General features: G+C 60.8%; 17 protein-coding genes. 15 read left to right on the forward strand and 2 right to left on the reverse strand.

Annotated elements, in window-relative coordinates:
* Positions 1 to 241: 241 nt before the first annotated feature.
* Positions 242 to 445, forward strand: coding sequence for a hypothetical protein (locus NKJ57_RS27635; protein WP_352513559.1), 204 nt, complete (start codon positions 242 to 244; stop codon positions 443 to 445).
* A gap of 137 nt (positions 446 to 582) precedes the next feature.
* Here the strand turns inward: NKJ57_RS27635 and NKJ57_RS27640 are convergent, their stop codons facing one another.
* Together NKJ57_RS27640 and hemP are read right to left on the reverse strand one after the other, a co-directional pair.
* Complete coding sequence (locus tag NKJ57_RS27640) at positions 583 to 1,674, reverse strand: hemin-degrading factor (RefSeq protein WP_023672205.1); 1,092 nt, start codon at positions 1,672 to 1,674, stop codon at positions 583 to 585.
* Positions 1,675 to 1,704: 30 nt separating this feature from the next.
* Complete coding sequence (gene hemP, locus NKJ57_RS27645) at positions 1,705 to 1,809, reverse strand: hemin uptake protein HemP (protein WP_023672206.1); 105 nt, start codon at positions 1,807 to 1,809, stop codon at positions 1,705 to 1,707.
* Positions 1,810 to 2,345: 536 nt separating this feature from the next.
* On the opposite strand from hemP, the gene NKJ57_RS27650 reads away from it, so the two are divergent.
* From NKJ57_RS27650 to nifT, 14 genes are all read left to right on the forward strand, one after another.
* Positions 2,346 to 2,666 (forward strand): HesB/IscA family protein, encoded by a 321-nt coding sequence (locus tag NKJ57_RS27650; RefSeq protein WP_023672207.1) that lies wholly within the window; start codon positions 2,346 to 2,348, stop codon positions 2,664 to 2,666.
* 55 nt (positions 2,667 to 2,721) lie between these two features.
* Entirely contained in the window at positions 2,722 to 3,072 is a 351-nt protein-coding gene (locus NKJ57_RS27655) for a hypothetical protein (RefSeq protein ID WP_352513558.1), read from the forward strand.
* Between the two features lie 36 nt (positions 3,073 to 3,108).
* On the forward strand, positions 3,109 to 4,275 hold the full coding sequence (gene nifS, locus NKJ57_RS27660; RefSeq protein ID WP_023685015.1) for a cysteine desulfurase NifS: 1,167 nt from the start codon (positions 3,109 to 3,111) through the stop codon (positions 4,273 to 4,275).
* 25 nt (positions 4,276 to 4,300) lie between these two features.
* On the forward strand, positions 4,301 to 5,509 hold the full coding sequence (gene nifV / locus NKJ57_RS27665; protein ID WP_023727119.1) for a homocitrate synthase: 1,209 nt from the start codon (positions 4,301 to 4,303) through the stop codon (positions 5,507 to 5,509).
* Positions 5,506 to 5,886 (forward strand): nitrogenase stabilizing/protective protein NifW, encoded by a 381-nt coding sequence (gene nifW, locus NKJ57_RS27670; RefSeq protein ID WP_031204291.1) that lies wholly within the window; start codon positions 5,506 to 5,508, stop codon positions 5,884 to 5,886. Before nifV ends, nifW begins: the two co-directional genes overlap by 4 nt.
* Before the next feature lie 186 nt (positions 5,887 to 6,072).
* On the forward strand, positions 6,073 to 6,924 hold the full coding sequence (locus tag NKJ57_RS27675; protein WP_023672212.1) for an electron transfer flavoprotein subunit beta/FixA family protein: 852 nt from the start codon (positions 6,073 to 6,075) through the stop codon (positions 6,922 to 6,924).
* 17 nt (positions 6,925 to 6,941) lie between these two features.
* Positions 6,942 to 8,051 (forward strand): electron transfer flavoprotein subunit alpha/FixB family protein, encoded by a 1,110-nt coding sequence (locus NKJ57_RS27680; RefSeq protein WP_023685019.1) that lies wholly within the window; start codon positions 6,942 to 6,944, stop codon positions 8,049 to 8,051.
* Positions 8,052 to 8,061: 10 nt separating this feature from the next.
* A complete protein-coding gene (locus tag NKJ57_RS27685; RefSeq protein WP_023712672.1) occupies positions 8,062 to 9,369 on the forward strand; it encodes an FAD-binding protein in 1,308 nt (435 codons plus the stop codon).
* A gap of 11 nt (positions 9,370 to 9,380) precedes the next feature.
* On the forward strand, positions 9,381 to 9,680 hold the full coding sequence (locus NKJ57_RS27690; RefSeq protein WP_023806340.1) for a ferredoxin family protein: 300 nt from the start codon (positions 9,381 to 9,383) through the stop codon (positions 9,678 to 9,680).
* Between the two features lie 51 nt (positions 9,681 to 9,731).
* Complete coding sequence (locus NKJ57_RS27695) at positions 9,732 to 10,046, forward strand: hypothetical protein (RefSeq protein ID WP_023672216.1); 315 nt, start codon at positions 9,732 to 9,734, stop codon at positions 10,044 to 10,046.
* Positions 10,047 to 10,419: 373 nt separating this feature from the next.
* Positions 10,420 to 11,898, forward strand: a complete 1,479-nt coding sequence (gene nifB, locus NKJ57_RS27700; protein WP_023708818.1) for a nitrogenase cofactor biosynthesis protein NifB — start codon at positions 10,420 to 10,422, stop codon at positions 11,896 to 11,898.
* A 31-nt stretch (positions 11,899 to 11,929) separates the two neighbouring features.
* Positions 11,930 to 12,124, forward strand: a complete 195-nt coding sequence (locus NKJ57_RS27705) for a 4Fe-4S dicluster domain-containing protein (protein WP_023672218.1) — start codon at positions 11,930 to 11,932, stop codon at positions 12,122 to 12,124.
* A gap of 98 nt (positions 12,125 to 12,222) precedes the next feature.
* Complete coding sequence (locus tag NKJ57_RS27710) at positions 12,223 to 12,543, forward strand: nitrogen fixation protein NifZ (protein WP_023672219.1); 321 nt, start codon at positions 12,223 to 12,225, stop codon at positions 12,541 to 12,543.
* Positions 12,540 to 12,752, forward strand: coding sequence for a putative nitrogen fixation protein NifT (gene nifT, locus NKJ57_RS27715; protein ID WP_023672220.1), 213 nt, complete (start codon positions 12,540 to 12,542; stop codon positions 12,750 to 12,752). The genes NKJ57_RS27710 and nifT overlap by 4 nt, the downstream gene beginning before the upstream one ends.
* The last annotated feature ends 31 nt before the right edge of the window (positions 12,753 to 12,783 follow it).

Raw genomic sequence — 12,783 nt, forward strand, 5'->3', positions numbered from 1 at the left:
GCTGATCAAATTGTCGAAGCAAGTCGCGTGCCGGATAGGGTAGCCATGGCGGTGCACCAAGCAATGCCAGCCTGCGCTGGGTCTGCCGCTGATGATCACCTGTCCATCATTCTTATGACAACGTCCGACAACCGACATCCGTGGTCGGTTTTGTCGAGCCCGCGACATCGGGCTGTTCGGCTTGGCTGTTGCTGCACAGCCTGCCGGTCGACGAGCGAGTAGATCGCTCGCACGGCCCGGATTGAGCAACGACGCGATCCAGCGCAAGGATCGGGTGCGGTCCGAGAAGACCCGACGGCGCTTGCGCGAGACGATCGGAAATATCAAAAAGGTCAAGCCGCGCTTCGGTTCGGCGCTGATGGCGTATGCGTTTTATCGCTCGCAGGCGCTGCAAGGCTTTTCCGGCAGACGGCGATGCACCGGTGCCGACCGGCGACCAGCTTGACTGTATAGATGCGGTCCATTCCGGCGTGCATCACCTGACCATGCGCATGCGCTACGACGGCATCCTTTCCGCTCATGGACCTAGATTTGCTCGCGAGCCGCTGTCGGAACGTGGTGCTGAGTCCTATCGCGGCCAATTCAATCCGAGGACCTGTCGGCAGTCAACACACCCCTGGAGGTCGGACCGGGAACGCGTGGCAGACTCTCGGCCAGAAACCGCCAGTCGCTGCCCTCGCGTTCGCCTTCCTTGCGCGTGCCGAAGAACTGGATGATCATCTTGCCGTCCGCGCCATAGGCTTCAATGGACGTAACGTGACCATCCCTCGTCGGCTTGCGCACGGCCCAGACCTCGCGGATGCGATGGGTCCTAAGATGCAGATGGAAGGTCTCTTCGAGCACATTGATCCGCGGCCCGATCTGCTTGACCGACCTGATCGGGCCGGAATGGATCTGAATGCAACCACGATTGCCGACAAAGCACATGATCGGCATCTCGTCTTCGGCCGCCTGTTGGAACAGGGCGCCAATGGCATCATTGTCGAGTAGCCAGGCGTCATCCTCGTCGGCCATACGCATCGCCTGGCAGCGGCTGAGCTTCAGTGTCTTCAACATATGGTAGAACTGATGCACGTCGCTTAGCCGGCCCCAGTGCTCGCGTAGGTCGTCGACCGTGGTGGCGTGGTCTGGACTCACTGCGTTATCGCGCGCCCCGCTCGCCTCGAGCGATATGATCGGCTCCTGGTCGGGGGATACAAGCTCTGCCGTCAGATCCTGATAGGCCTGCAGGTTCGAGGCGGGCGTGAGATGAGCTTTGTGCATCGCCTCGCCGGTGGCATCAAAGAATTGCAGGCTGCGGCGGATCTCGGCCCCCTCGCGCTTCTCGACGGCGAAGCCATACGCCCACGCTTTCGGGAAGATGCGCAGGTCGATCTCGTCGCCGAGCAGTATGGCATGCTGGTTGCCGGTGACCACTTTGCCGTAGACGCCAATCTTTTGGTGCACGGCACTTTCGTTGCTGGTGACCGCCATCACCTCGCCGACCGCTTCGAGGCCGGTCAGCAGATCATCGACGCGCGGCTCGATGCGCACCGCGCCGTGACCACAATGCGCCGCGACCAACTCGGCTTCCGAAATGCCCAATCGAGCGGCGAGATCATGCTCCCGGATCTTCGGATTGTCTTTGCACGCCCGCCGGATTTCGTCGGGCGACGGTTTCTCGCGTTGGTCCATGCTTACCCCTGTTTCTACGACGTGTGAGGATCATCTGCCCTGCCCGGGAACCTTCAGCCGATAAGGCGCGCCGAAATGCTCGATCCTGATCTGCTGCTGGCCCATGAACAAGGTGTCGCTGGACAGCGTGCGCACGGCGTCGCACCGATGCGAAAACCGGCGAGCAGCCACATGCCGATGGCATCCCATCGAGCCGGTCGGCGGCTACTGGGCGGTGGTGAGCCAGTATGGATGTTGTCGCAATCGGCCAAGCGGGCATTCGGATGCCAGGAGCGGCGCTGCTTTGCCAACAACGCGTATCTGACCACGGTCCTGACATGTTACTCCCTTGCTTCGCCCCATCCATCGCGATGGCACCCACGGCATGGTTGTGGATCGGCATGCTCTTGCCGTCTCGCCAAACGGAGCTTCAAAAACCGTGCCAATTGCGCCGAGGCAAGCTCAGAAGAAGTTCTGTCCTTGGTGATGTGAGTTCACCCAAGAACTCAGGCCAACATCCCTCGTGGCGGACCCGACAAACCCGACAGCACGTGTCGATTGGCCGACACCTTATCAGCAATCAAGAGGCACCAGTGCGAGAGATGCCGCGCTGTGTTGAAACGTTTTTTGGCTTTGGCACGGTGCATGCAACGTGATGGGCAAGCAGGTCGCGGACTGAGGAGAATGGAGCCATGATTACGCTCACCGACAACGCTGTTGCCGCCTTCAAGACTGCTCTTTGCCGTGCCAGCGAGCCGGCGGAAGGCTTTCGCATTATGGTCGAGGCCGGCGGCTGCGCAGGCTTCAAATACTTAATGGGCCTGGAGAGCGTGTCGCGCGAGGGCGACGCGATCACTGACACAGATGGGGTCAAGCTGTTCGTGGACGCGGGCTCCCAACCCCATGTAGCCGGCATGACCGTCGACTTCCTCACCGGGCTCCAATCTTCCGGTTTTGTCTTCGATAACCCCAATGCGCGCGAAAAGTGCGGCTGCGGCAAGTCCTTCAGTTAAACGCCCGAAGCGCCTGTGCGGCCGACAGAGTGATTTTGCGGCAGAGGAGACTTATATGGCCGGCACAACAGATGTCCCCGTCCTAAAAAACAAGACAAGGTCAAAGCCGATCTCGGGACCGCCATTCGCTCCCAGTAGGATTCAAAGAACGTCGCCTCCCGAAGCAGCTCGGTTCCTGGTGGCACCCGAGCTGCTTGCGGACAAATCGCGCCGCTGCTCCAAATTCGGCTCATCGGTAGCGTTATCGCGTTCGGGCGTCCTTACCTGCCGGCTGACCTACGGCCACTGCGAACATGTCCATATCGACCAAGATCCGGTTTACGTCAAACACTCCGGGCGCCTGCGCGCGCTGCCAGTTCAAATGATCATCAACGGCATGCGCCAGAGGCTCAACGAGTCGGTCTAGCGCTCGCGTCATTCTGTTTAACTGAGGATCGCACCTATGAAGCCTGTCTACCTCGACAACAACGCAACCACACGGGTCGATCCTGAGGTCGTGCAAGCGATGTTGCCGTTCTTTAGGGATCAATTCGGCAACCCTTCGTCGGCACACGCTCTTGGCGCCTCAGTCAGTGCGGCGGTGAGAAAGGCGCGGAGGCAGTTGCAAGCTCTGATCGGCGCGGAGTTCGAGGATGAGATCACTTTCACCTCGGGTGGGACAGAAAGCGACAATGCAGCGCTTCTTTCAGCGCTCGAGGCGGCGCCCAACCGAACCGAGATCGTGACGTCCGCGGTCGAGCATCCCGCCGTGCTGACGCTCTGCGCGCATCTTGAGAAGACCCGCCGCCTCAAGGTGCACAGGATCCCGGTGGATTGCCGTGGTCGGCTCGATCTCGACGCCTATATGGCCGCCCTCACCCCACAGGTTGCAATCGTGTCAATAATGTGGGCGAACAACGAGACTGGTGTGATCTTCCCCGTGGCAAGGCTTTCCGAGTTGGCCAAGGAAGTGGGCGCCCTATTCCATACCGATGCTGTGCAGGCGGTCGGCAAGCTTCCGATGGACCTGAAGTCGACCGCAATCGACATGCTGTCGCTCTCCGGCCACAAGCTGCACGGGCCGAAAGGGATCGGTGCGCTTTTCGTAAAACGTGGCGTCGATTTCCATTCGCTGATCAAGGGGGGTCACCAAGAGCACAACCGGCGTGCAGGTACCGAGAATACGCCCGGCATAGCCGGGCTCGGCACGGCGGCCGAACTCGCCTTGAAATTCATGGACGACGAGACCACACGGGTAAAGTCGCTCCGCGATCGCCTGGAGGGCGGGATCCTCCAGCGCATCCCAAGCACATGTGTCACTGGTGATCCCTTGCAACGGTTGCCCAACACCGCAAACATCTCCTTCGAACATGTCGAAAGTGATGGAATTCCACTTCTCCTCAGCCGCATTGGCATCGCGTGTTCCTCTGGCTCGGCCTGCACCTCCGGCTCTCTGGAACCAAGCCATGTCCTAAGCGCGATGAAAACGCCACACGCGGCAGTCCGCTTCTCCTTGGCGCGGGACAACAGCGAAGAGGACATCGACCGGGTGCTCGAGGTCATGCCGGGAATCGTGGGGAAGCTGCGCAGCTTTTCCGGTTCTGGGCCGGGTAGTCCGGTCTATGCGTGAGCCGCAGAAGAACAGGCTGCCTGTCATGACCGGTCATGTCTCCCTCAACGATACGACCTTGCGCGATGGCGAGCAGGCGCCGGGCGTCGCCTTCACCACGACGGAAAAGCTGGAGATCGCTGAGTCTCTTGCGGCGGCTGGCGTGACAGAGATCGAGATCGGCACGCCGGTCATGGGCGTCGACGAGATGGAAACAATTCGCGCCGTGGTAGCGCGGCGTCTTCCGGTTCGGCTCATGGCCTGGTGCCGGATGACGTCGTTGGATCTCGATGCAGCGATCGAGAGCGGCGTCCAAGCGGTCAATTTGTCGCTGCCTGCGTCGGACATCCAACTTGCCGCCAAGCTCGGCCTCGACAAGGCGGGAGCGCTCCAGGTCATCGATCATATGGTCAGGCGCGCCGCCGATGCCGGCTTCTTCGTCGCGGTGGGCTGCGAGGATGCCTCGCGGGCCAATCGGGATCATCTCGCCCGCGTCATCGAGACGGCCGCACGCGCCGGCGCAAGCCGCGTGAGGCTGGCCGACACAGTCGGTGTTCTCGACCCGTTTTCGACCTTCGAACTTGTCGCCCAGCTCGTGGTGCAGTCTCCAATCGACCTTGAATTTCATGCGCACAACGATCTCGGACTTGCTGGCGCCAACACGCTGGCGGCGATCCGCGCAGGCGCGCGCCATGCCTCCGTCACCGTCCTGGGGCTCGGCGAGCGTGCGGGCAATGCCGCGCTGGAGGAGGTGGCCGCCGCAATGGCAGTCTTCGACGGCGCAGACACCGGCATTGAGCTGACCGCATTGCCCGGCCTCGCCGCCCAGGTGGCTTGGGCCGCCCGCCGGCAGACCGCAGCCACTAAGCCGGTCGTCGGCGCCGATGTTTTCACCCACGAATCCGGCATTCACGTCGCAGGGCTGCTGAAGGACTCGCGTACTTATCAGGGGCTCGATCCGACTCTCGTGGGCCGCTGCCGGCGGATCGTCATCGGCAAGCATTCCGGCGCCACTGCGATTGCCCATGTGCTGAGCGAAAGCGGTCGCGATCTCGACCCGGATCTGGCAGCCGCGATGGTGGCCCGCGTCCGACGCGAGGCGGCCGAGACCAAATCGACCGTCACTGCAACTCGACTGGTCGAGCTCTACGATGGAATGTGCAGCGAGGCATCCCTCATCGAGCTGTGCGGGTCCAAGTCAGCCGTGCGCGAGCGCACGGAGGCCACAGTTTTGCGACCAGGAAGAATGCAATGAATTGTTCCGCTGACAGCCGCCCCATGGATGTCACCGACATCCTCGCACGACTGAAGCGCTTGTCGGCTGCAGAGGAATTCTTCTCAGTCCTAGGCGTCGCCTATGACCCGAAGGTACTGAATGTCTCGCGGCTCCATATCATGAAGCGTGTGGGCCAATACCTCGCCGAAGAAGATTTCTCCGGTCTGCCCGGCCAGGTGATTGCCGCGAGGGTGCGCGCGACGCTCGAACGAGCTTACGAGGACTTTGCGATTTCCTCGCCGCTCACGCATCGGATTTTCAAGGTGCTCAAGGACCACGATCCGAACAAACCTGCCGCGCCGGGTCACACCTTTGTTCCGTTCGACTCCGTACTGAAGCGGTTCGGACGGGAATGATCGGCGACAAGGGTGCGACGCGACAATGCCGAGCAGCCGCCAAATGCGGTCATCACCACAGCGCCGTCAGAAGCAACCAGCCGAAGTTGTAGGAAAGGGGGGAGCGCAAGAGACTTGGCACGAATAATGCGGACAAAGGAGATAACCGCAATGCCGGACCCGGACAGGAGCCTAGAGAAACCGCCAATGCACATCGTAATCTGCATCAAGCAGGTGCCGGACTCGGCACAGATAAGGGTCCATCCGGTCACGAACACGATCATGCGCCAGGGTGTTCCGACCATCATCAACCCTTACGACCTGTTCGCCCTCGAAGAAGCGCTCAGACTGCGCGACGCACATGGCGGCGAAGTCACTGTGCTCACCATGGGTCCGCCCATGGCAGAGGACGCGCTGCGCAAGGCGCTCGGTTACGGCGCCGACCGAGCGGTGCTCTTGACCGACCGCTATTTTGCCGGCTCTGACACGCTGGCAACCTCGTTCGCCCTTTCCCAGGCAATCGCGAAGATTGGCGAGACGTTCGGCACGCCAGACCTCGTCTTCACCGGCAAGCAGACGATCGATGGCGACACCGCCCAGGTCGGGCCCGGCATCGCCAAGCGCCTCGGACTCCTGCAACTGACCTATGTCGCGAAGATCCCTTCTGTCGACCTTGCTGCACGCGAGATCAAGGTCGAGCGCCGTTCCGAAGGCGGCACACAGATGCTGAAGAGCAGGCTCCCTTGCCTCATCACCATGCTGGAAGGCACAAACGAGATCCGCCGGGGCTCGATCCAGGACGCCTTGTGCGCCGCGCGCAGCCAGGTCTTGAAATGGAGCGCGGCCGACGCCGGCATTGAGGATCTCACCAAATGCGGCCTGCGCGGTTCACCGACGGTCGTCAAACGTGTTTTCGCCCCTCCTGCTCGAGCTGAAAAGGCGGCACAAATCGACACCGCCGAGAAGGCCTTGCGCGATGTCGCTGACGAACTCATCACCGCAATCTTCACCCGCCAGCCGGCGCTGGAACATGAGCTCGCCTTTAACGGCGGCGCGTGACGGCAAGGAGCAAAACGATGTCGACCGCGAACGGAGAAACCCCTCGCCCTGCCGCCGGCCGCGCCGGCATAAAGAAGGAGTTGCCCGCCCATTTCAAGGACTATCGGCACGTTTGGGTTTTCATCGAGCTCGAACGTGGCGAGGTCCATCCGGTATCATTCGAACTGCTCGGCGAAGGCCGCAACTTAGCAGACAAGCTTCAGGTCCAGCTTGCAGGCGTCGTGCTTGGACCGCCGGGAGAGGCCGTCGGGAACGCCGTTGCCGAAGCATTCGCGTATGGCGCTGACCTTGTCTACATCGCCGAGGCGCCCCTGCTCGCCGACTATCGGAATGAACCTTTCACCAAGGCGCTGACGGATCTGGTCGATACCCACAAACCCGAAATCCTTCTTCTCGGTGCCACCACACTGGGCAGGGATCTTGCCGGCTCCGTGGCGACGACCTTGCAGACGGGGCTCACGGCCGACTGCACCGAACTCGATGTGGATACCGACAGTTCGCTCGCCGCCACGCGTCCGACTTTCGGCGGTTCCTTGTTGTGCACGATCTATACGCTCAATTTCCGCCCGCAGATGGCGACCGTGCGGCCGAGGGTCATGCCCATGCCGCAGCGGACGGATAAACCGGTCGGGCGTGTCATCCGGCACAAGCTTTCGCTTGCCGAGGACGAGATCGCTACCAAAGTCCTCGGCTTCCTGCCGGACAATCAGTCGGCGAAGGCAAACCTTGCCTATGCCGACGTCGTGGTTGCGGGAGGCCTTGGTCTTGGCGCGGCGGAGAACCTGCAGCTTGTGAAGAACCTCGCACGAGCAATCGGCGCCGAGCACGGCTGTTCGCGTCCGTTGGTCCAGAAGAGCTGGATGCCAGCTGATCGGCAGATCGGCCAAACTGGCAAGACGATCCGGCCGAAGCTTTACATAGCGGCCGGGATTTCCGGCGCCGTCCAGCATCGGGTTGGCGTGGAGGGGGCGGATCTCATCGTGGCCATCAACACCGACCCGAACGCGCCGATTTTCGATTTCGCTCACCTCGGAATCGTCACCGACGCGATCCGCTTCCTGCCCGCACTGACGGAAGCCTTCACCCGGCGGCTGTCGCCCCACAGTCGCGATAAGCTTTCGAGCTAAGGGGATGGACATGATCGAGGAAAACTTCGACGCCATTGTTGTTGGGGCAGGCATGTCCGGAAACGCAGCTGCTTACACCATGGCCAGCCATGGCCTGAAGGTGCTGCAGTTGGAGCGGGGTGAATATCCGGGCTCCAAGAATGTCCAGGGTGCCATCATGTACGCGAACATGCTGGAGAAGATCATCCCGGATTTCCGGGATGATGCGCCTCTCGAGCGGCATTTGGTTGAACAGCGGCTTTGGGTGATGGACGACACATCCCATACAGGGATTCACTATAGGTCGGACGACTTCAATGAGGCGAAGCCCAACCGGTACACGATCATCCGTGCCCAGTTCGATAAATGGTTTTCGCGTAAGGTGCGCGCGGCCGGCGCGACCGTTCTGTGCGAGACGACCGTGACGGAACTCATCCGTGATGCCAATGACAGGGTGATCGGCGTCCGCACAGACCGGGCGGGCGGAGCCATCTACGCGGACGTGGTCGTTCTCGCAGAAGGTGTCTGCGGACTGCTTGGCACTCGAGCCGGCCTGCGCGAGATGCCAAAGCCGCAAACCGTGGCCCTCGCCGTCAAGGAAATGCATTTCTTGCCCGAAGAGGTCATTGAGCAGCGGTTCGGCGTAAAGGGCGATGAGGGCTGCGTGATCGAGGCGGTGGGCACGACCTCCCGCAGCATGGCCGGGCTCGGCTTCCTCTATACCAACAAGGAGTCCATCTCACTGGGCATTGGCTGCCTCGTCTCCGATTTTGCCGCGATGGTCGAGAGCCCCTACGTTCTCCTTGATGCCTTGAAGAGCCATCCTTCGATCCGGCCGCTGATCGCCGGCTCGGAAGTGAAAGAATATTCCGCACACCTCATTCCCGAAGGCGGCTACAAGGCTATTCCGCAGCTCTTTGGCGATGGTTGGGTCGTGGTCGGCGATGCCGCGCAACTGAACAACGCCATTCACCGCGAGGGTTCGAACCTCGCCATGACCTCCGGCCGCATTGCGGCTGAGGCAATCGTCGAGGTCAAGAGCCGCAACGGTCCGATGAACAAACGGAATCTCGCCCTTTACAAAGCCATGCTGGACAAGTCCTTCGTGGTCAAGGACCTGAGGAAATACAAAGACATGCCGGCCTTGCTCCACACCAATTCATGCAATTATTTCACGACTTATCCGCGGTTGATGTCGCAAGCTGCGCAGAACTTCATGCGTGTCGACGGCACGCCGAAGATCGAGAAGGAAAAGGCGACCACGGCGGCCTTCATCAAGGCGCGCTCGCGCTGGGGGCTGGTCAGCGACGCGGTCCGCCTTGCATTGGCGTGGCGCTGAGGGGAGACGAAATGACCAGCGCAGCGACGAAGTCACGTGTCGAGGACAAGCTTTACCAGAACCGCTACTTGGTGGATTCCGGCCGCCCGCACATCAAAGTGCGACCGCACCAGAAGCCGAGCGCGAATTTGCTCGCGCTGACCCACGTCTGCCCGGCGAAATGTTATGAGTTGAACGACAAGGGTCAAGTGGAGATCACTGCCGACGGCTGCATGGAGTGCGGCACCTGCCGGATTTTGTGCGGGACGACTGGTGAGATCGAGTGGAACTATCCACGCGGCGGTTTCGGAATCCTCTTTAAATTCGGATGACCGGCGCACGCTTGCCCTAAGCAGATACCGCGCTCAGGGACTCTACGATATGTGAAGGTGCTGACCGCGCCAAGCGAGCTGGAGATTACGCTCGCCATACGCTGGGCAATTGTCGTGAACGTCCTGCCCACGTTTCTGCAGACGGGTGATGGAGAAGTCGTCGTCTGGACACTGAAGGAGAGCCGGAGATTGCCGCCACTGCCGGCAACACCCACGCACCTCAATCAGGCACTCGCCGCCTCATACCACAGGCTGTACCAGATCGAGCGGATTGCGGCTGCCGGCCAGTCGCATCGGCGCCTCCGCAGCAAGGTATCTCCCCTTACGGCCGGCGTCCGAACCATGCCGCTTGTCGCCCGCATCTGACGGAACGCTAGTGGCTGATCGACGCGATTGACAAGGCCGGTTGGGTTTTGCCAGGGCGGCTCGTATCCCTGGCCTCACGCCCTGGATAATCGGCTAAGCCCTGCGCCGGCATGGTATCAAGGTTAAGAAATTTGGGACGTCGTGATGACGTCAAGCGTAAGCAGCCCGGAGTGGTCTCGCTCACACTCTGCGCGCCCGAGGCTGCTAGCCTCGCGACCCTATTTGCCTGTCCACTGTCGTAAGCCCGACAGGTGTGTCGGAGCAATCCGAAGGAATGTGACACGGGAAGCCTATTCATGAACCGGAACAGCTCTTTGGGCTGGCATAGCTCTTGCGCTTTGAACTGCGACATCACGCAGCAACGGAGCCGTTCATGTCTGCACCGGCAATTTCGCTTGAGAGCCTCAGCACGACATTCGGTGACCAGTTGCTTGGCACCATGAAACTCGGGGGCTGCGCGTCTTCGTCCTGCGGCTCGTCGACAAAGCCCGACGACACGGATCCGGCTGTCTGGGAGAAGATCAAGGATCACCCCTGCTTTTCAGAAGAGGCGCATCACTATTTCGCGCGTATGCACGTCGCGGTCGCGCCGGGCTGCAACATCCAGTGCAACTACTGCAATCGCAAATATGACTGCGCCAACGAAAGCCGGCCTGGGGTGGCCTCTGAAAAGCTGACGCCCGATCAGGCGCTACGCAAGGTGATCGCGGTCGCCAATGAGGTGCCGCAGCTTTCCGTGCTCGGCATCGCCGGACCGGGCGACGCCTGCTACGACTGGAAGAAGACGAAGGCGACCTTCGCCAGGGTCGCCAGGGAAATCCCAGACATCAAGTTTTGCATATCCACGAATGGGCTGGCGCTGCCCGACCATGTCGATGAGCTTGCTGACATGAATGTCGATCACGTGACGATCACGATCAACATGGTCGACCCTGAGGTCGGTGCAAAGATCTATCCTTGGATCTTTCACGATCATCGCCGCTACGTCGGCATTGAAGCCACCCGGATCCTGCACCAGCGGCAGATGTTGGGCCTGGAGATGCTGACCGCGCGGGGCATCCTCACCAAAATCAACTCGGTGGTGATCCCGGGCGTGAATGATGAGCATCTGATCGAGGTGAATAGATGGATTAAGGAGCGAGGCGCGTTCCTGCACAACCTTATGCCGCTGATTTCGGACCCGGCCCACGGCACGCACTACGGTCTGAGCGGGCAGCGCGGCCCAAACGCAATGGAGATGAAGGCTCTTCAGGATCGTGTCGAAAACGGCGCCCAGTTGATGCGCCACTGCCGGCAGTGCCGGGCAGATGCCGTGGGCCTGCTCGGAGAAGATCGTGGCCAGGAATTCACAGTCGACCGGATTCCCGGCGAGGTCACCTACGATGCCAGCAAACGCAAGGCCTATCGGGAGCTGGTCGCGGAGGAGCGCCGTGATCACGTCGAGGCTAGGAGAGAAGCGATCGGATTGGTCAAGGCAGCGAGCCCCGGCAAGTCCCTTCTCTTCGCGGTGGCGACCAAGGGCGGCGGCCGCGTCAATGAGCATTTCGGCCATGCGAAAGAATTCCAGGTTTATCAAGCCTCGCTGAAAGGGATCAGCTTCGTCGGGCATCGGAAGGTGGACAAGTATTGCCTTGGCGGCTGGGGCGCAGAAGCCGCCCTCGATGGCGTCATCGCAGCGCTTCAAGGCATAGATATCGTGCTGTGCGCCAAGATTGGAAATTGCCCGCAGGATCAGCTCGCGGAGGCTGGAATCAGAGCCACCGACGCCTGTGCCCATGACTATATCGAGACAGCAATCAGCGCGATTTACATCGCCGCATCTGGGACCCCCACACTCGCGGCGACGGCCTGAGCTGTCTCATTCATTCGGACCAGGAGTTAAAATGGCTTTCAAGATCATCGCATCCCAATGCACCCAATGCGGCGCCTGCGAATTCGAATGTCCTTCCGGCGCGATCAAGTTCAAAGGCGAGAGCTACGTGATCGAGTCACAGAAGTGCACCGAATGCGAGGGGGTCTTCGATGCGCAGCAATGTGCCTCGGTATGTCCGGTGCCGAAGACCTGCGTTCCTGCGTAACGGACATTGGACTGCCGACATGGTTGGGGGCTGCCTACGCAGGACGCCTGGAGCGCCTTGTTCGCAATCTCAGCCGCAAGAGAAATCAGGGAACGGACATGTCGCTCGGACGCGAAGAGGAGATCGAAATCCGCAGGCCTCCACGATTCATGCCGGGAGAGCGGGTACGTGCCACTCGCCACATAAAGAATGACGGCACCTATCCTGGCAGGGAGATCGGCGAAAATCTCGTGCGGAAGGGGGACGAGGGATATGTGCGCGACATTGGCACCTTTCTCCAGCAGTTCTTCATCTATGCGGTCGAGTGGATCGACCGTGGCACCGTAGTCGGTATGCGAGCGCGTGAACTGATGAGCCTCGACGAGGCCGAGGCGCCCTGCAGTGCTGAAAGCAATACCAATGAAGGGACGGCCAGATGAAAGTCATGATCCGCAGGACCGATGCTGGTTTGTCAGCGTATGTCCCCAAAAAGGACCTCGAAGAGCCGATCATCAAACTCGAGAAGGAAGAGTTGTGGGGCGGAACGGTCACGCTCAGGAACGGGTGGCGGCTCCTCCTACCCGATCTCCCACATGATACGCGTCTGCCGATCACCGTCGAGGCAAGGAAGATTTCCGAAGAGGGCTGATGCTGCCCCTAGGTGCGTCGCGAGGAAACGA

Origin of the sequence: Mesorhizobium sp. M0077, from assembly GCF_040322955.1 — a bacterium.
In the GTDB taxonomy this organism is placed as follows: domain Bacteria; phylum Pseudomonadota; class Alphaproteobacteria; order Rhizobiales; family Rhizobiaceae; genus Mesorhizobium.